Origin of the sequence: Gottfriedia acidiceleris, assembly GCF_036421055.1 — a bacterium.
Lineage (GTDB): Bacteria > Bacillota > Bacilli > Bacillales > Bacillaceae_G > Gottfriedia > Gottfriedia acidiceleris_C.
Genome location: NZ_JAZGQS010000017.1, coordinates 47,499 through 67,146, shown reverse-complemented (window position 1 = coordinate 67,146; position 19,648 = coordinate 47,499). Strand labels below are relative to the sequence as shown.

Here is a 19,648-nt window from a genome sequence, read left to right as displayed (position 1 = left end):
CCGTAAGCGACTTTTTAATATTACCATTTCGTAATATAGCCTGTCAACATTTTTTAAAATTTATTTTTTAATTTATTGAAGCAGTTTTTGTTGTCGTTGAAGACAAGAAATAATATAACACGTATTCGAATATAACGTCAACACAAAATTTAATTTTTTTTAAAATCTTTTTCATTGGAAAAGTGATCAAGCTTCATATGATCGCAAAGGGTAACATGATGCTTTTTACTCTCTACACGATTATTTAGTATATCCTCCTATAGCGGTAATCTATTATACACTTCATATAAAATTTTCTTCTTTTGAATCATTTCATCTTTAACTCTTTCATTGAGGTTATGCGATGATAACTCTTTATCTAATTCATATAGTGAACGTATTATGAGCGATTCGATTTCTAATACATGCTCCTTATTTAGAAGTATTCCAAACATAAATCCCACTCCATAGTACTTTTGTATTTAAGAAAACCTTAATTTTATTATTCTAATACTTAAAACATTTAATCATTTCGTTTTATAGCATACAAGCGTACTAAATCTCATATCCTTTATATAAGAACTTGGACAAGAAAGAAGGCGATTTTATGCTTTTTTACTTTTACATCACTTCAAAAAGGAAAATAAAGCAATTTTCTTTAATTACTATTATTGCATTTTTCACAGCTTGCTTAGTTTATATACAAGCACCTAAAACATTTTCAACTTTTTCAACCAACAAGGGGCCAATGGCAATTTACAAAGGTGATGCCTCACAAAAAAATGTAGCTCTTACTTTTGATATAAGCTGGGGCGATGAAAATGTACTCAAAGTTTTGGACGTATTACGAAATCAAAAAATTACGAATGCTACTTTTTTCTTATCCGCATCATGGGCTGAGCGACATCCAGAGATTGTTGAAACAATCGTAAAGCAAGGTCACGAGATTGGAACACTTGGGTATCGTTATAAAAGTTACACCCAATTAACTCCTGTAGAAATGCAAAGAGATTTAAATAATTCAGCAGAAGTATTTAATCGTCTAGGCGTAAGGGACGTTAAGTTATTTAGACCACCAAATGGTGAATATAATAAAGAAGTCATAAAGCTTGCTGCGCGGAATAATCTTTCTGTGATTCATTGGAGTGTTAATACTGAAGACTGGAGAAATCCTGGAACAAATAAAATTGTTAAAAGCGTAGAAAATAATACTGATTCCGGCGACATTATTTTGCTTCATGCAAGTGATTCGGCACTTCAAACACCAAAGGCATTGCCATTAATTTGGTCCTACTTACAAGACGAAGGATATAAAAATATAACTGTTTCTCAAATGATATCTAATACTAAAACAAATATTAAAATTGTAAAATAAAAAAGCTAAGAGATTTTTCTCTTAGCTTCAGTGTGTAGACAAAGTACTAAAAACTTGATTTTCAGACTGATTGCAAGCGCTTGTCTTTCGAGGCACGAAGCCTGGTGAGGAGCGGAGTTACCCTAGACGGTAATGAGCACCGCAGACAGGCGAAGTAACGAAGAAAGCGAGCGTTTGTCAACAGTCTGAAGCTAAGAGATTTTTCTCTTAGCTTTTTAGTATTTTGTGTAGAGTTAATAACTGATACGCATTACAAATAAATAACGGTACTAACATTAGAATTAGCCACGAAAGATCATTCTGTCTTAATGCAGGAACCCATTCAACGATTGTAACGACAATCATAAAAAATAGTGCAGGAATAAACGCCCCTTTGTTTGTTTCTTTCATTTTTATATAAGAAACAATCAAACTACCTACTAAAAGCACGGTTGGGAATATTAAATATACAGTAAAAGCTTCTCCATGCGCATACTCTTTAAATCGAAAATATGCTAAATCAAATAAAGCTAATATGATTAATACAATTTGAACTGTGTTCCATAATGACTTGAATAAACCTAATCCGAATCTATGTATTGTCAAATATGCAAAGAACCCCATCTGGCTTACTGCACTAAATACTAATCCTAGTATAAATAAAAATGATGCTTCTACTAATAGTTTAATCAATCTACCATCTTGAACGTAACTCAAATACTCTTTATATCCATAAAGAATACCCGTTATGATTGTTGCGATTCCACCAACTAGTAAAGTTGTTAAAAATAATCGAACCAATTTCCGACTCGTCATTCGTTTCTTTATCCCCCGTTTTCACAATACTTCTGATTTTCTTCAAAAATTAACGATTCATATAAAACTTTATTCACTATTTAATCAATATAAATACCCTAATAATTTAATTCATGTCTAACTATTAGCATTGGTTATCGTATAACCATTGCTAACAAAAAACAAGCATACAAATTAAAAGGGTATTGTTTATTATTTATTTAATACGATTTTTTCGACTACTTGCTTAGCAATCGACGTATAGATTTTACCAGTTGGGTGATCTTTGTCATATATTGAAGGAGCAAAGTCCTCTTCATCCCAATCAGGCTGCTGTAAAGGTAATTGTCCTAATAGAGTTGTTTGAAGCTCTTTTGCAAGCCTTTCTCCTCCACCTTTACCAAAAACATACTCTTTTTCGCCAGTTTTTTTACTTTCAAAATAACTCATATTTTCTACAACGCCAATAATTTCATGATTTGTTTTTAAAGCCATCACTCCCGCTCTAGCTGCAACAATTGAAGCTGTAGGATGTGGTGTTGTAACAATTATTTCTTTACAAGATGGTAACATGCTATGAACGTCTAACGCTACATCTCCAGTACCTGGTGGTAAATCTAGTAATAAATAGTCTAAATCTCCCCATTCAACTTCCGTGAAAAACTGTTGTAGCATTTTACCAAGCATTGGACCTCTCCATATAATTGGTGAATTATCTTCTACAAAGAATCCCATTGAAATAACCTTTACTCCAAAGCGATCAACTGGAATGATACGCTCACCCCTGATCACAGGCCTTGTCGTAATTCCCATCATATCCGGTACACTAAAGCCATAAATATCAGCATCAATTATACCTACTTTTTTACCTAATCTTGCTAAAGCAACAGCTAGGTTTACAGAAACAGTTGATTTTCCTACTCCACCTTTTCCACTTGCGATCGCTAAAAATTCTACTTTTTTATTATCTAGTAGTGAAAGTGTTGAGTTTTCTTCATTGTCTTCAATAAACTGACCTTTTTCTTCTTCTGTAAATTCAGTAAATCGAATTCCAACTGTATCAGCACCATTTTGCTTTAATAGTTGCACAATTTGTGTTTGAATTTGCATTTGTTCAGCTGTGCCTGTTTTCAACAATGCAATTTTAACGCTTACATGTTTCTTCTCTTCTTTTATCGATATCTCTTTAACAGCATCTAATTCTGCTAATGATTTATTTATAAATGGCTCATTAATAGTACCTAAAAGTGATAATACTTGTTCATTGGTAAGCATATTTACACCTCGTTATCTTAATATACTAAATAGTATAACACATGTATCATAGTTAGTCTTAAGTAACATTAATTAGTTCGTAAAAATGAAAACCACCGAATAATTCGGCGGTTCCTTATAGTATCGAAGTCCAAAAAACATGATTTTCAAGCTAATTGAAAACGTTTGTCTTTCGAGGCACGAAGTCTGTGCGGAGCGGAGTTACCTTAAACGGTAATGAGCACCGTAAGCAGACGTAGTAACGAAGAAAGCGAACGTTTGCCAATAGCTTGAAACCGATTAATTTGGCGGTTCATTTTTATCTGTATAATACCTAATAACCCCTCTATAAATAGCTGCAGCAAGTTTATCTTGATATTCTTCATCTCTTAACTGCTGAGTTTCTTCATAATTTGATAAAAAGCCAACTTCTACAAGTGCACCTGGTACTTTCGCATATTTCATTAGATAAACATGATTAATAATTTTCGCTAATCGATGAGTATTATTTAGACTTTCCCTTAACTCAGCTTGGACGTATTTTGCAAATCGCTCATTTTCAATTAATGACCCATAATAAAATGTTTGTGCACCTTTTGAAGATGTTCTTGGTAAGGAGTTTAAATGAATTGATATGTATAGGTCTGCGTTTGATCCATTAATAATTTCTACCCTTTTCCTTAAATCAACGCTTTTTCTTCTACTATATCCTTTCATTCCATCCTCTGCTAGATCGTAATCTCCATCTCTTGTCATAATAACCGTTGCGCCTTGACCTTGTAAATAATCCCTCAGTTTGTTTGTTATCGATAGAGCAACTACTTTTTCAATAACATCTCCACCTGAAGCACCTCCATCTGGTCCACCATGCCCTGCATCCAAAACAATCACTTTTCCATCTAGAGGTAGCCCTCTAAAATTCCAGGTCTTTGAAGTTTTTTGTAGTAAAGGTATACTCAAAATTAAAAAAACAAAGGTTACAATGATAACGATTAAATGCCATCTTTTCATTTTTTCTCCCCCTGATTGTCCTATAAAAAATATATGGGACAACTAGGAAGAATATGACTTACTTTGATAAACGAAGTTTGTGTCTTCTTTCTCCTTTTACATATCCATCTAACCACCAATTATTTAAAAAAGATTTACATCGGTCAAACGGCTCTGTTTGAATATCATCCTTACGACCAAATACAGAAGAATAAAATAAATAAGCTAACCATTCAGATTCTTTAGCTGATCTTCTTTTAACATTCTCGATCGGTTCACCATAAAAACCAAATCGGCTATATCTTGCACCCAATAAGTATGTTTCTACCGCTAACTCTAAACAGTAATCTTCTCTTGCTTTTCTTTGGTTAATGTCTGCGTCTATACAGTAGGAAAATGAATCCTTTAATTGGGCTTTTAATTGCATTATTTTTAGTTCTTTTAATAAGCTCTTTTCAAATTTAATTTGTTTTGCTCTTCTTTTTTCTCGGAAATTTGTTATAAGATTCATGATGAAACCTCCCCGTAGCCATAGTCTAAGACGAAAAGGGGTGCTTCATTCAAAAACTACATACTTAATTTCTTCCATCAAAAAATAGTAATTTTCATAATAAGCACAGATATTATCTAAGATAAAATTTTCAAGACTTAAAAGGTCTTTATGTAGTTAAATAAAATAAAAAGAGGGGTCTTTAAAAAACTCCCTACCCTCTTTCGTATTTTTAATTCTCGAATGATTTCATTCTTTGTAAAAGTAATCCATCACTTTTTTCATTTTCTCCATATATAAACTGAGGCATATGATATTTTAAATACTGTCCATATTTACTATTTGTATTTAATACTAGCTCATCTACAAAGTAAGCACCTTTTACTACAGTATCCAAAAATAAACTGGCAACTCCTGCATAAACTCCGCACGCGACTTGGAGATAAGTTGCATTTGTACCGTAATTAGCGAAGGAATCTTTATTGTTCATAACATTATAGATATAGCGCTCTTTATCTTCGTACACAAGTAAAACTCCAACTATGTCCTCTCCTACTAATGGAGCTGTTGAAGGATCTAGAAGCTTTTTATCAAAACCCAATATTTTGTCAGTGTTTTTTAAATTATTTCTAATTAGATTTGTTGTATGCTCATTAACACGGTAGACAAAACCACTTTCTAAGTTGAACAATTTGCCAATGATAAAGACTTCTTCATGGGGCATAAGACAACCATAAAAGACTTTTTCTCCCAACGTTACTTTAAATTCAACCGAATAAACATCATCATACAAGAAGATTGGAATATTTTGTTTAACAAACATAGGGAAGCTTGTAACTGCCTCTTCTAGGAAGCAATCTGGGGACCATGTGGTGTAAATTGTTTCTTTTTGAGCTATTGAAGGGTTTTCATAAAAAGAATTATCATGTTCAACAATGTAACATGCAAGAGGTTTTTCGGAAGGGAATTGGTTCATTAAATCGATTGCCATCCATTGCACAATTCCAGGATTCATTCCTGAACCAATAATTGCTGTTGTATTTTTAAACATTCGTTTATTTTCCTCGAAGATACGTAAACGTTCTTTAAGTGGGAACCCAGAACTAATACTTTCATCTTCATCTACTATTTCACTTTCTAAAGCTGTGTTGACATATTTCACACCAAACTCATTACAGCAGCGCAACATTTCAACTGAATCAGCTCTAGAAACATCAACTACAATTACTGTATTACTCTCTATGAGATGTTTTTTCATTAAATCAATATTATTAACATTCATTTCATGAAATGTAACGTTTGCTAGTAGGTTAGGAATAATTCCTTCAAAATAGGTTAATTCTTTTTGTTTCAAATCAATTAAATGAAACGTGGCATTTTTCATTATCTGATGGATCGGATCTTTTGGATCCTTTGCCGCTTTATTGAAAATAGAAAGTACTGCCTTAGCCACTCCACCAGAACTACCTAATAGGGTAATAATCGCATCTTTTTCAAACATATAAACAACTCCATAAATTGGTTTAATATTAGCTTTTACTTTACTATATGAACCAATGGAAAAAGTGTTCGGACAAGTATCCTGTCTATCTAACCTATGCTACCTTTCTAATTGAAAAAAAAAAAGCCTAACTAGTATTTAGTTAATAGCTCTATTTATCGTATTAACTATTTTTATCGTCTGTTTCTTTTTTTTCTAAAAGTTTCTTCTGTTCTTCCATACAAAATTCTTTAAATTGTTTACATTCTGCAATACACTCTTGTTTGCATTTTTCAATTTCTTCTTCGCGTTTCTTTTCTCTTTCAACCCGTAATTCAAATTCTCGATCTCTTTCTTTTTGGTCGATTGGGGCAGTATCTGATTTAAGAAGTGGTACATCTCCTCTTTGGATTGGCCCGATTCCCATTAGTGAACGCCATTCATTTGGAGTTAAGGAAGCTCGTTCTACCATAATTGAAAATGCTAATTTAGTTGCTGTCGATGCAAATTCTAAGTTAGATGCTTCAAAAACTATTCGATTCCCATTTTTTCGTTCTGCTGGGGTAAAAAATTTACGCGTAAATTCATTATTTAGCTGGATGACTAAAGGATTGATTACCGCTTCATTATACGAATTCCATTGTTCTTCGTTAAATGTACTCTGTACTATGTTTTCATTTGTATTAAAAAACATCAAGATTCGTCTGATTGCGTCATTCGTTCTTTGTGGCTCTGGTGCATAGTTACTCACGGGTACTTGTTGCAAAGTGTAAGTTGGCTCTGAAAAACCTGCTTTTACACCATCTCCTGTAAATTTCATATAATTATTTACAAATTCATTCGTATTCTTAATCATATCTTCTTGATTTAGTACTTCTTTAAAGTTCAATAACCAATTCATAAAACGATTGTTACTTACATTATTGACGATACTGTCATCTACCGAATCAATTACTTCTAATAACGGAAGTAAAGGGTCATACGGGGGAGTACCGAATAAATCATTACTATTAAAATCTTGTCTTAAATGAATAATGTCGCTGTAAGGTAAAATTAGTACATTTTTAGTTTTGAATGTGAATTTTAAAAAGATCAAACCTTGATTATTTTCCAGCACTTCGACTTTCGTACAAGGAATAGGAAAAATAGCGGTAGGATAGCCAAAATCATTTCGCTTTATAAATGCAAATGCATTACTGTTTAGGTCCAGCTGAGTTACCATTTTCTCTAAAAGTAATTGCCTAGACATAAATGGATTTGGTTCTTGGAGTACATTATAAACCCATGGATCAGGGTTTATCTTACATTCTCTATTATTTTCTCTAACATGCGTTACTTTTAATTTTCCAATTGCATTAGCTTTAGGTCTAATACATGCCCTAATCACATCATTCTTAAATAACGTATCACCTAATGTTAATTGGCCATCCCCTTCATCATTTAATAATTCAAAAGAACTAGTACTTGATTGAAAATTCATTTTGCCCATGATCCAGTCGATTAAGCCCAATGTACATCACCCCTAACGTAGATGGCCATAGGTATAATATTTTAAGGTATATTATTTTATTCTTTTAAAACTCTTCTATGCTACAAATTGAGAATGAATTATTAGAATTCTTTAATGATTTATCATTTTAAAATATGAGTATATTATTTAGTTTATTCCAGAAAGTAATCACATACAAAAAGGCCCTCACCAAAAGCGCTTGAGGGCCAAATAAAATTTATTTTTAATATCTTTCAACTAAAAGTTGCTTCGATTCAAAATATAAAACCTGTATAAATTTCTTTGCATTAATGCGTGTATGTGTTGATGAAGGCAAGGATGCATGTTTCAATTCGCTCATTCTTTGACGAACTGTTTCAAAATCAAAAAACTTTGAAGCATAATTTTCAAATTTAGGGTTCGCAAAATCCGTCAGTCCTAATGATGCCATATGGTTTAATGATTGATAAATTGCCCTACGAACTCGTTGTTCTGATGATTTCCTTTCCCGCTCAACGTCTTCTTGAGAATTTACCATCCCTAGTTTTTTCAAACTGATGTGCGTATATATATCCTTTAATGTTGGAAATCCTGCCTCTAAACCAAAACTCGTTTCATATTCATATAGATAATTAATCATATCAAGCAAGTCTTTGCTTCCATTTTCTCCAGCTATGCCAAGTTCTGATAATAGAACCTGTCCCCAATCCGTAATTTTCTTTTTATCGGACACTGGATTATGTTGACTGATGGTATTTACATCAAAAACATTACTTAATGACTTTTGAATATCAAGAATGGATCGCTCTAATCGAATTCGCTCCAAGACCTTTCTAACGACCGAAATCACTTCAATTTTGTTCAATGGTTTTGTAATATAATATTCAATACCAAGAGAATATGCTTCGCCAATTAATTCTTTAGACTCTACTTGAGAAATCATAATAATTTTCCCTTTAAATGAAGAGCCGATTCTCCTTATCGTTTCTATACCGTCCTGAAGAGGCATTAATAAATCGATAAATAATATATCAACATGATTTATTTCAAGCATATTTGCATCTAAAAAAAAGCCGTCTTCTGCCTCACCAACAACTTCGCCTAGCTCTGCATCTTCTATGATTTGTGATAACATCGATCGAAAGACTTCATCATCATCTGTGATATAAAAATTCATAAATTCATCCTTTCTAAAACGAGAGCTCCGATTGGTAGTCGGATTGTAAAAATACATTCACTCTCTTTTTGATTTAGACTAACTTCTCCTCCCAGTTCTTCAGCCATTTCTTTGATATAGGATAAACCGATTCCTGTAGATGGAGTTCCATCATCGCTATATTTAGAAGTAAAACCAGGTTTAAAAATAAGCTTCATATATTTTGAAGGAACACCAGGCCCATTATCAATAACCTTACATTCAATCCAATCTTCAACTCTTTCTATTGTTAAGAGGATCGTCCCTTTATGCTCTATCGCTTCAACTGCATTTGCAACTAAGTTATTAATAAATGATAGCATTAGATAGATATGATAGTGTGGATGCTCTCCCTTTATTTGAGAAATAAACTCAATTTCCTTTCCTATCATGCCTGCATATTTTTGATTAATCCGGATAACCATAGTCACTAAATCATTTACACTCATATATTCAGGCAAACTTTCACTTGTAATAAGTTTAGAAAGTCCAGCAAAAATTCTTTGGTTATCCTTTTTTATTTCATGTACCTCTCCTGCAATTCTTAAAGATTTGTTCCCCCATTTTTCAATTGGAACTCCTATATCCTGTTTATACTTACTCATATCTCGATATAAATTGTATGATTCTTTCGTTATTGTTTCGGCATTTTGTAATGTCTTTTTCAAATATACAGACTCTACATACAAATTTGATAAATGCATAAGCATATTTTCATTTTCTTTACGGGTTTGTGATTCCTTCAGTTTTAGTTCGTATAGTTTCATCATATTAATAAACGCTAATACAAAGAAACTTCTAAACACCGCAATGATAATAATTTTATTTAATTCTTCGACTGTAAGTGAAGAGCCCATTCCATATAGTTGAAGTATTAATTCGATTAAACTAGAAGTGATTTCAATAGTAATACCGAAGATTCCTATCAGTAAAGGATGCTGATACCGGTTCACCTTCAATAAATAAAATAAAACGGAATAGGAAAAATAATATAAGAATGTAGGAAATCTAACTGAAAAAGATGAAGCAAGATTAAAATGGGTCAATCCTAACCAATCTAGTCCAACACGGAATACGAAGACAGATATGCCTATTAATAGTCCTATTAAAACAGAATTATATTTCCTAAAATACAATAAAGAAAAGAAAAAAATTGGGGTTCCAAAACTAACGCGAAATATATTATCAAACGGATGAAAGTTCAGTTCACCCGCTATTGGAACTATAACCATAAGTGCAATAACAATCCAGAAATCTTTACCTTGCAGTCCTTTAGATTTCAAATCCGTCACTTCCTGATTTTTGCTACTAGTATATCGTCTTGTTGTTATTAACACAATGATCCTCCATACTACTAAATTTCATAAGAAAATACAGCTTGATTATACAAGCTGTATTTTTTGTTTTTATATAGTGACCAATTCTTTTGTAGCTTTAATCGGACGATATGCAGGCTCCCACATTGCGTTTCGTACTGCTTGCTCAATATCGTCGTGTACAACTCGAGCTACTCCATCAGCGACTGCTGCTTTTGCTACTTCAATCGCAACTACTTCAGAAATTGTACGTAGGTTCTCGATTTGAGGAAGTAAAGGTGCACCTAATTTACTTACATCAATCATTTCCGCTACAGCTTCTGCAGCCGCTGCAAACATTCCATCAGTAATAATACTAGCGCGTGATACATTTGTTCCAAGACCTAAGCCTGGGAAAATAAGCGCGTTATTTGATTGACCGATGACATACACCGTTTTGTTATATGTTACTGGAGCAAAAGGACTTCCTGTTGCTACCAATGCTCTTCCTTCAGTCCACTTGATTAAATCAGATGGTTTTGCTTCTGCAAGTGGTGTAGGATTGGACATCGGTAAAATTACAGGTCTTTCAACATGTGCTGCCATTTCTCTTACAATTTCTTCTGTGAAAGCACCAGCAACAGTTGAAGTTCCAATTAAGATCGTTGGATGAACCTGGCTCACAACTTCTGCTAAACTTGCACCTGAATTATTTTCTTCGATTGGGCGTGCATAAGGTTGTTGGAAGTCGAACAACCCTTCCATATCCTCTGAAAGCAATCCATTTCGGTCAATACACCAGAATCTGCGGTTTGCTAATTCGAATGAAAGGCCTTCACGTACCATTGCATCACGTACTTGATCTGCGATTCCAATTCCAGCCGCTCCTGCACCGAATACAACTACACGATGTTCACTTAATGGAATACCAGATGCATTCACTGCTGCTAGTACAGCTGCAAGTGATACAGCTCCTGTGCCTTGAATATCATCATTGAAAGTACAAACTTGGTGACGATACTTGTCTAATATGTTTCGTGCATTTTTAGAGCTAAAATCCTCCCAATGAAGTAATGCATTTGGGAATTTTTCTACAGCTGTTGTTACAAACTTATCAATGAACGCATCATATCGACTATCACGAACGCGAGGATGACGGTTTCCAACATAAAATGGATTATCTAGTAGCTCTTCGCGATCAGTACCAACATCTAAAACAACTGGCAATACTCTTGCTGGATCAATTCCTGCCGCAGCTGTATATACCGCTAATTTGCCGATTGCGATATTAATACCTCCAACTCCCCAGTCACCAATTCCTAATATTCCTTCACCGTCAGTAATAACGATTAAATCAATTTCATCTGCATTTGCGCCATAATGATCAAATGCTTGTTCTATACCATCTTCTTCATTAATAGAAAGATACAAACCACGAGGTCTTCTATATTCATTACTATAACGTTGAATTGCTAAACCTACTGTTGGTGTATAAACAACCGGTAGCATTTCAGGTAAGTGATCAGTTAGTACTCGATAAAATAATGTTTCATTACGATCGTGTAAAGCTGATAATGCAACATTTTTATGCAAATCAGTTGGTTGTGACGAGAATTGCTCGTAAGCTCGTTTAGCTTGCTCCTCCAGCGTTAGTACAGCTGGCGGTAATAATCCCGTTAAACCTAATTCTTTTCGTTCCTCTTGAGTAAATGCAACTCCTTTATTAAGCATTGGCACACCTAATAATTCGGCACCACGCAAGGTAGTCTCCACTTCTCCATTCGAACCTACCTTGAATTTATGCATATAAATCCCATCCCTTTTCTATCTTTTATTTTTATCTGTTAAGCAAAAAAGGGCTTTTCGCCCTTACTTTGTAATAATTAATTGTCAGACTGATTGAAACGAATTATCTTTCAATGTGCAAAGCCTCAAAGCGGCGCTAAAGTACATACATGGCGGTCTAAGCACCGCAATCAGGCTAAGCAACATAGAAAGTGAGCGTATATCAACAGTTTGACTGTCTTATTGACGTTCTAAAAGAACAGCACCAGCAATACCAGGGTGAGTCATTTCAAATGGATCTAAAATTAAATCAAGCTCTTCTTCTGATAATACGTCATATTTTAAGCAAAGTTCACGAATTGGCTTTCCTGTTAAAATTGCTTCCCTCGCGATTCTCGCAGCAACTTCATAACCAATATGTGGATTAACCGCTGTGATAAGACCAACGCTCTTTTCTACATATTCTTTCATTCTGTCTTCATTAGCTTCAATTCCTTTTAAACAATTATCTGTAAATGCACGGAATGCATTATTCATAATGTTAATTGATTGAAGTAAATTAAATACTAAAACAGGCTCCATAACGTTTAATTCTAATTGTCCTGCTTCAGACGCCAAACAGATTGTATGATCATTACCGATTACTTGGAATGCAACTTGGTTAATAACTTCTGCCATTACAGGATTTACTTTACCTGGCATAATAGATGAACCAGGTTGACGTGCTGGCAATGAAATTTCACCAAGACCTGCACGAGGGCCAGAAGCCATTAAACGTAAATCATTCGCAATTTTAGACATATTCATCATACATACTTTTAGAGCAGCCGATACTTCTGTGTATGCATCCGTGTTTTGAGTAGCATCAACAAGATGCTCAGCTCCAACAAGTGATAAACCGCTTATTTCAGCAAGTTGCTTAACAACTAGTTCAATATAGCGTGGATCTGCATTTAAACCTGTTCCAACCGCTGTAGCCCCCATATTTACTTCATATAAGTGCTGACGAGATTGTTCGATACGCTTTATATCACGACCAAGTACTCGAGAATATGCTTCGAATTCTTGTCCTAAACGAATTGGTACTGCATCTTGTAAGTGAGTACGGCCCATTTTAATTACATGGTCAAATTCTTTAGCCTTTAACTCAAATACATCACGCATATATTTTATTGTGTTTAATAATTTTTCTAACATATTTAAAGTCGCGATATGAATTGCAGTTGGGAATGCGTCATTTGTAGACTGCGACATATTTACATGGCTATTTGGACTAATACAGAAATAGTCACCTTTTTCTTTGCCTAGTATTTCAAGCGCACGATTTGCAATAACTTCATTTGCATTCATATTCATTGATGTCCCTGCTCCACCTTGAATCGGATCAACAATGAATTGATCATGCCATTTGCCATCAATAATTTCTTGAGCTGCCTCTGCAATTGCATTACCATTTCCCTCATAAAGGCGTTTTGTTTCTACGTTAGCAAGTGCTGCCGCTTTTTTTACTATTGCTAAAGCTTTAATAAGCTCTTCGTGAATTTTATAACCAGTTATAGGAAAATTCTCAACTGCGCGTAATGTTTGGACACCATAGTAGGCATCTGCAGGAATTTCTTTTTCCCCTAAAAAATCTTTTTCAATGCGTATGTTTGGTTTAATTTCAGTAGCCGCCATTTGTTTTTTCTCCCATCTTTACGCAACTTTTGATTCCTTAATCGAATCAATATATTGTTGCGCTTTATCTTTATCGTATTCGCCTTCCCATTTCGCCATCGTAATGGCTGCTAATGAGTTTCCTAATACATTTACTGCAGAACGAACCATATCTAAAATACGATCAATACCTGCAATTAATGCGATTCCTTCTAAAGGTAATCCCATTGAACCTAGTGTAGCCAGTACTACTACGAACGATGCACCAGGTACACCAGCCATACCTTTTGATGTAAGCATTAGTACAAATAATAATGTTACCTGCTCCGTAAATGACATGTGAATATTGTACATCTGAGCAACAAATAATGCAGCAAGAGCTTGATAAATCGCTGAACCTGTTAAGTTAAACGAGTATCCTGTCGGAATAACAAAAGAAACAATTGCTTTTGGACAACCCATGTCTTCCATTTTTTTCATAATGTTTGGAAGTACTGCTTCCGAACTTGCTGTTGTAAATGAAAGAATCAGCTCTTCCTTTAAGATCTTCATAAGTGTAAAAATATTCGTCCCTGTCATTTTAGCATTTATACCTAAAATAACAATAGCAAAAAATGCTACAGTTATATAAACAGCTAAAACAAGTTTACCAAGTGGTAATAAAGTACTAACACCAAACTTTGCTACTGTTACAGCAATCAGTGCGAAAACCCCAAACGGAGCAGTTTTCATAACTTGATTTGTAACCCAAAACATTGCTTCTAATACGCCTTCAAAAAATCCAAGAACAGGCTTTCCTTTCTCGCCTATCGCTGCTACTCCTAAGCCAAACAGTACAGAGAAGAAAATGATCGGTAATAGATCACCTTGTGCCATTGATTCAAACACATTTTTCGGGAAAATGTGAACAATTGTCTCTGCAAAACCACTTTGTTGTGTTGCAGTTGCTGTTTGTTCATATGCTGAGATATCACCCTTTTGTAGATGAGTCATATCTACCCCTTTACCTGGGTGGAATAAATTCGCTGCAAGCATTCCAATTCCAAGCGCAATCGTCGTAATGATTTCAAAATAAAGAAGTGTTTTTCCTCCAAGTTTTCCTAGCTTCTTTATATCCCCTACACCTGCTACAGCTACTACAAGAGCTGAAATTACAATTGGCATAACAATCATTTTAATTAAATGAATAAAGATATCACCAATCGGTTGAATATAAGATATTACCTTATCATTTCCGTATACTAAAGCTCCTACAGCAATACCTAATATAAGAGCAACAAAGATTTGCGTAGCTAATCCAAATTTCTTCATATAAATCCCCCTTGTTAACGCTTTCATATATATTAATGAAATACATAACTAATCTTAAATGCAAACCTACAAAACAATACAAAAACCTACAAACACTTTTAAAATAATTATAAAAAGTTACAAAAACGCTAAATGGTCGAACGGATTGAACAAGGGATCGTTTAAAAGAAAAGATAGTGAAAAGGAACTATTAAGGGGACAAATCAGGACGAATGGAAAATAGCGGAAATTAAACAAGATGAAATAAACTCCACAAAAAAACTCCTGTCCACAAAGTGGAGAGGAGTTTTGAACGTATAAATAAAATTAACGTTTTGAGAACTGAGGAGCTCTACGTGCACCTTTAAGACCGTATTTTTTACGCTCTTTCATACGTGCATCACGAGTTAATAATCCAGCGCGTTTTAAAGTTCCGCGGTATTCAGGATCAACTTGTAATAATGCTCTAGAGATACCGTGACGAATTGCACCAGCTTGACCAGTGTATCCACCACCGTTAACGTTTACTAGAATATCATAGCTACCTAATGTTTCAGTTGCAACAAGTGGTTGTTTAACAACTTCTCTTAATGCAGCGAATGGGATGTAATCTTCAAAATCACGACCGTTAATGATAACGCGTCCTTCGCCAGGAACTAAACGTACACGAGCTACTGAGCTTTTACGACGTCCTGTGCCATAGTATTGTACTTGTGCCATGTGAATGCCCTCCTTTTATAATTATCCGCGAAGTTCGTAAACTTCTGGTTTTTGTGCTTGGTGTGGATGCTCGTTACCAGCATACACGTGTAACTTTTTAATTTGAGCACGTCCAAGACGTCCTTTTGGAAGCATACCTTTAACAGCTAACTCAAGCATTTTAACTGGGTAGTTAGTACGCATTTCTAAAGCTGTACGCTCTTTTAAACCACCAGCATACATTGTATGACGGTAGTAAATTTTATTGTTTAATTTGTTTCCTGTTAATTCAACTTTCTCAGCATTGATGATGATTACGTTATCACCTGTATCAACGTGTGGTGTGAAAGTTGGTTTGTGCTTACCGCGAAGTAAAGTAGCTACTTCAGTTGCAAGACGACCTAAAGTTTTTCCTTCAGCGTCTACAACGAACCACTTACGTTCAACTTCGCTAGCTTTTGCCATATAAGTTGTGCGCATTCTATTTTCCTCCTAATACAATATACATAAAGTAAAATTGTTTTTATTGTTTATCTTTAACACGACTGGTTCCGGGGCTAATCGTGGTTCTTAAAACAATACCGTATTTAATATTAAACTTTATACCTTCTAATGTCAAGCAAATGTTACACCAGGATTAGTTGTTATAATCAACTTTCCATAAAAACAGCCCATTAGGCGGTGAAGTCTTGCCAGCCTTGGCGCGATCACGTGCTAATAATGCGTTTTTAACACTTTTTACATCACGCTTTCCTTGTCCTACTTCAATTAATGTTCCAACAATTATTCTTACCATATTATAAAGAAATCCATTTCCCTCAAGAGCGATGACAATACCCTGATCTGTTTTATTAATACTTCCTTTATAAATCGTTCGTACTTTGTCCTTAATATCCGTATTTGATGCACAAAAGGAACTAAAATCATGTGTGCCTAGTAAGCAATCTAACGCTTCTTGCATTTTAACAATATTTAGATCAAAAGGAAAAAAATAATGATGGTTTCTAGAAAAAACATTTTCGTCTTTTTCATTCCAAATGAAATAACGGTATTCTTTCCGAACAACGTCAAATCTAGAATGGAAATGATCATCGACAATTTCTACACATCTCACATAAATATCTTTAGGCAATTGTGCGTTTAATGCTCTCTTCCATTGCTCTGGTTGAAGCGCATACTCACTATCAAAATGAATGACTTGTCCTACTGCGTGTACCCCTGTATCTGTCCTACCAGATGCATGGATTCTTATTGGATTACCTTTGTGCATTTTTGTTAGAACTTTCTCAAAATCTGTTTGGACTGTTCTCTGATTTGGTTGAACTTGGTATCCATTAAATAGTGTGCCATCATATGAAATTATACATTTTATTCGATTCATAGCTTATCTCCATTACTTACGTAAAAACAATAATAGTAAAAATAAAATCAGTAATACAATAAAACATGCTGTATCCCGTAAATGCCACTTCATAATACGAAACTTTGATCTTCCATCTCCACCTTGGTAACCTCTGGCTTCCATCGCAACTGCTAAGTCTTCGGCTCGTTTAAATGAATGGATAAATAATGGCACAAGTAAAGAGACTAATGCTTTTAACCTGTCTTTTATAGGTCCTGAAGAGAAATCCACTCCTCGAGACGATTGTGCCTTCATAATCTTTTCAGTCTCTTCCATAAGCGTTGGAATAAATCGTAATGAAATTGACATCATTAAAGCCATTTCATGCACAGGTAGGCCAAATCTTTTAAATGGGTTGAACAATGACTCAAGTCCATCGGTAATTTCGATTGGATTTGTTGTTAATGTCAGTAAAGTAGTTATTGAAACTAAAAGAAAAAACCTCAAAGATATATAAATACCTTGAATAATTCCTTCTTTATGAATTTCTACCCATCCAAAATGATAAATTAGTGGTCCCTCTTTATTTGTAAAGACATGTAATAAAAACGTGAACACTGCTAACAACCAGATTGCTCTTAATCCTTTTAAATAATAAGTAAGAGGTACTCTTGATAGCAATACTGTTACAATTGAAAATAAAAATAAAATACCGTATGTTATAAAATTATTTGCTAAGAAAACGATACAAATAAAAATGAACATTGTAAGAAGTTTTGCTCTAGCATCTAGACGATGAATAAGTGAATCGATTGGAATATATTTACCGATAATTAGACTATTCATTTTGTTTCCTCATTATAAAGATTCTCTATATAATTAGCGAGTTGTTCGATTGTTAAACTTGTAGCTTTTTCATTAATGCCCAATTTTTCGTTTAGTTCTTGGTGGAATTTTAACGAAAGTGGAATTTGTAATCCTATTTCCTCTAGTTCCTTTTCATATGAGAACACTTCTAAAGGGCTTCCCTTTAAATACGTAGTCCCTTTTTGGAGCACATGGATCGTATCAGCATATCTTGCTGCATCTTCCATGCTATGCGTCACTAAAATGATTGTCAGGCCCTTTTCTTTATGCAATTCGTAAAACATATCCATTAACGCCTTCTGACCACTAGGATCAAGACCAGCAGTTGGTTCATCCAAAACTAAAACTTCTGGCTCCATTGCTAAAACACCGGCAATAGCAACCCTTCTCATTTGACCACCACTTAATTCAAATGGTGACTTCATTAAATATTCTTCACTTAAGCCTACTTTTTCGATTAAATCTTTCGCTCTTTTTTTTGCTTCATCCTCAGATACACCAAAATTCATTGGACCAAAGCAAATATCTTTCTCTACAGTCTCTTCAAATAATTGCTGCTCAGGAAACTGAAAAACTAATCCTACTTTTTTTCTTAATGATTTTAAATTTTTGTTTTTCTTATTTGATAAAAGGGTAATATCGTCTATTTTCGCGATGCCCTCTGTTGGTTGTAAGAGGCCATTTAAATGTTGCAGAAAAGTAGATTTACCTGAGCCTGTGTGACCAATTACAGCATAATATGACCCATCTGGTATCGAAACATCAATATCATAAAGAGCACGATGCTCAAAAGGTGTCTTCGGCTGATAAGTATAGCCTACTTTTTCAAAAGTAATTTGCATAATTCGCTCACCAAGCTTTCTTGCTCTAGATGGTCTTGTCTCAAAGGTAAACCTTTTTCTATTAATAAACTAGAAAGGTTATTTGTAAAAGGAGATGCTAATCCAAGCGACTCTAAAGAAAACTCTGTTTTTAAAAGCTCTTCTGGTGTTACGCTTTGAACTAAATGACCATCATGCATAATTAAAATACGGTCTGCATGTATTGCTTCTTCTATATCATGAGTAATTGATATAACTGTCATATTAATGTCTTTATGTAAATCACGAATTGTTTCGATTACTTCTTTTCTACCGAAAGGATCTAACATTGAAGTAGCTTCATCTAAAATTAATATACTTGGTTGAATTGCTAAAGCTCCTGCTATTGCTACTCTTTGTTTTTGGCCACCTGAAAGAGAGTGTGGCTCGTGGAGTACAAATTCGTTCATATTGACGATGTTTAAAACCTCTTCAATTCGACGGTCCATTTCTTTTTTCTCAATCCCATGGTTTTCTAATCCAAATGCTATATCATCTATTACTGTCGTGCCTACAAACTGATTATCAGGATTTTGAAATACCATCGCTATTTTCTTACGCACGTCCCAAATCGTATTTTCTGATAAGCTAATTTCCTCATCAATCACAATTTGACCTTCTTCAGGTAAGATTAGTCCATTTAAAAGTTTAGCTAATGTTGACTTTCCTGACCCGTTTCGACCTACAATAGCGATCCATTCATTTTCTTTTATATTAAATGATACAGAATGAACTGCATTTGATTGTGCTTGTGGATATTTAAAAGAGATGTTATCTACTTTAATACTATCTTTTCTCATTTGTTCACCTATAATTTCTCATTGTTAT

19 protein-coding genes are annotated in these 19,648 nt (G+C 34.3%); 1 reads left to right on the top strand and 18 read right to left on the bottom strand.

What is annotated here, in order from left to right:
* Window positions 1–257: 257 nt before the first annotated feature.
* Window positions 258–434, bottom strand: coding sequence for a hypothetical protein (locus RAH41_RS20165; protein ID WP_331225061.1), 177 nt, complete (start codon window positions 432–434; stop codon window positions 258–260).
* A gap of 152 nt (window positions 435–586) precedes the next feature.
* Here RAH41_RS20165 and pdaB point away from each other — a divergent pair, with 152 nt between their 5' ends.
* Window positions 587–1,354, top strand: a complete 768-nt coding sequence (pdaB, locus tag RAH41_RS20160) for a polysaccharide deacetylase family sporulation protein PdaB (protein WP_331225060.1) — start codon at window positions 587–589, stop codon at window positions 1,352–1,354.
* Window positions 1,355–1,561: 207 nt separating this feature from the next.
* On the opposite strand, the gene RAH41_RS20155 is transcribed toward pdaB, so the two are convergent.
* The 17 genes from RAH41_RS20155 to RAH41_RS20075 all read right to left on the bottom strand — a co-directional run bounded on the left by RAH41_RS20155 (window position 1,562) and on the right by RAH41_RS20075 (window position 19,620).
* Window positions 1,562–2,149 carry a KinB-signaling pathway activation protein gene (locus RAH41_RS20155; RefSeq protein ID WP_331225059.1) on the bottom strand — a complete coding sequence of 196 codons (588 nt, stop codon included), beginning with the start codon at window positions 2,147–2,149 and terminating at the stop codon, window positions 1,562–1,564.
* Window positions 2,150–2,341: 192 nt separating this feature from the next.
* Complete coding sequence (locus RAH41_RS20150; RefSeq protein ID WP_331225057.1) at window positions 2,342–3,403, bottom strand: Mrp/NBP35 family ATP-binding protein; 1,062 nt, start codon at window positions 3,401–3,403, stop codon at window positions 2,342–2,344.
* Window positions 3,404–3,682: 279 nt separating this feature from the next.
* The gene (gene cwlD, locus RAH41_RS20145) at window positions 3,683–4,393 is read right to left on the bottom strand and encodes an N-acetylmuramoyl-L-alanine amidase CwlD (RefSeq protein WP_248267615.1); all 711 of its coding nucleotides are present in this window, start codon (window positions 4,391–4,393) and stop codon (window positions 3,683–3,685) included.
* A gap of 58 nt (window positions 4,394–4,451) precedes the next feature.
* Window positions 4,452–4,883, bottom strand: coding sequence for a DUF2521 family protein (locus RAH41_RS20140; protein ID WP_331225055.1), 432 nt, complete (start codon window positions 4,881–4,883; stop codon window positions 4,452–4,454).
* 211 nt (window positions 4,884–5,094) lie between these two features.
* Window positions 5,095–6,363, bottom strand: coding sequence for an S-adenosylmethionine decarboxylase related protein (locus tag RAH41_RS20135; RefSeq protein WP_331225053.1), 1,269 nt, complete (start codon window positions 6,361–6,363; stop codon window positions 5,095–5,097).
* Between the two features lie 163 nt (window positions 6,364–6,526).
* On the bottom strand, window positions 6,527–7,852 hold the full coding sequence (locus RAH41_RS20130; RefSeq protein ID WP_331225052.1) for a phage portal protein: 1,326 nt from the start codon (window positions 7,850–7,852) through the stop codon (window positions 6,527–6,529).
* A 223-nt stretch (window positions 7,853–8,075) separates the two neighbouring features.
* Window positions 8,076–9,008, bottom strand: coding sequence for a response regulator (locus RAH41_RS20125; RefSeq protein WP_331225051.1), 933 nt, complete (start codon window positions 9,006–9,008; stop codon window positions 8,076–8,078).
* Window positions 9,005–10,258, bottom strand: a complete 1,254-nt coding sequence (locus RAH41_RS20120) for an ATP-binding protein (RefSeq protein WP_331225062.1) — start codon at window positions 10,256–10,258, stop codon at window positions 9,005–9,007. Before RAH41_RS20120 ends, RAH41_RS20125 begins: the two co-directional genes overlap by 4 nt.
* Window positions 10,259–10,432: 174 nt before the next feature.
* A complete protein-coding gene (locus tag RAH41_RS20115; RefSeq protein ID WP_331225050.1) occupies window positions 10,433–12,127 on the bottom strand; it encodes an NAD-dependent malic enzyme in 1,695 nt (564 codons plus the stop codon).
* Between the two features lie 219 nt (window positions 12,128–12,346).
* A complete protein-coding gene (aspA, locus tag RAH41_RS20110; protein ID WP_331225049.1) occupies window positions 12,347–13,783 on the bottom strand; it encodes an aspartate ammonia-lyase in 1,437 nt (478 codons plus the stop codon).
* 18 nt (window positions 13,784–13,801) lie between these two features.
* Window positions 13,802–15,073: a cation:dicarboxylate symporter family transporter gene (locus RAH41_RS20105; RefSeq protein ID WP_331225047.1), complete on the bottom strand. Its 1,272-nt coding sequence runs from the start codon at window positions 15,071–15,073 to the stop codon at window positions 13,802–13,804.
* A 306-nt stretch (window positions 15,074–15,379) separates the two neighbouring features.
* Entirely contained in the window at window positions 15,380–15,772 is a 393-nt protein-coding gene (rpsI, locus tag RAH41_RS20100; RefSeq protein ID WP_056467505.1) for a 30S ribosomal protein S9, read from the bottom strand.
* Window positions 15,773–15,793: 21 nt separating this feature from the next.
* Window positions 15,794–16,231 carry a 50S ribosomal protein L13 gene (gene rplM, locus RAH41_RS20095; protein ID WP_056467502.1) on the bottom strand — a complete coding sequence of 146 codons (438 nt, stop codon included), beginning with the start codon at window positions 16,229–16,231 and terminating at the stop codon, window positions 15,794–15,796.
* A 157-nt stretch (window positions 16,232–16,388) separates the two neighbouring features.
* On the bottom strand, window positions 16,389–17,132 hold the full coding sequence (gene truA / locus RAH41_RS20090; protein WP_331225046.1) for a tRNA pseudouridine(38-40) synthase TruA: 744 nt from the start codon (window positions 17,130–17,132) through the stop codon (window positions 16,389–16,391).
* A gap of 12 nt (window positions 17,133–17,144) precedes the next feature.
* Complete coding sequence (gene cbiQ, locus RAH41_RS20085; RefSeq protein ID WP_331225045.1) at window positions 17,145–17,939, bottom strand: cobalt ECF transporter T component CbiQ; 795 nt, start codon at window positions 17,937–17,939, stop codon at window positions 17,145–17,147.
* Window positions 17,936–18,802: an energy-coupling factor ABC transporter ATP-binding protein gene (locus RAH41_RS20080; RefSeq protein WP_331225044.1), complete on the bottom strand. Its 867-nt coding sequence runs from the start codon at window positions 18,800–18,802 to the stop codon at window positions 17,936–17,938. Before RAH41_RS20080 ends, cbiQ begins: the two co-directional genes overlap by 4 nt.
* A complete protein-coding gene (locus RAH41_RS20075; protein WP_331225043.1) occupies window positions 18,778–19,620 on the bottom strand; it encodes an energy-coupling factor ABC transporter ATP-binding protein in 843 nt (280 codons plus the stop codon). The genes RAH41_RS20080 and RAH41_RS20075 overlap by 25 nt, the downstream gene beginning before the upstream one ends.
* Window positions 19,621–19,648: the final 28 nt, after the last annotated feature.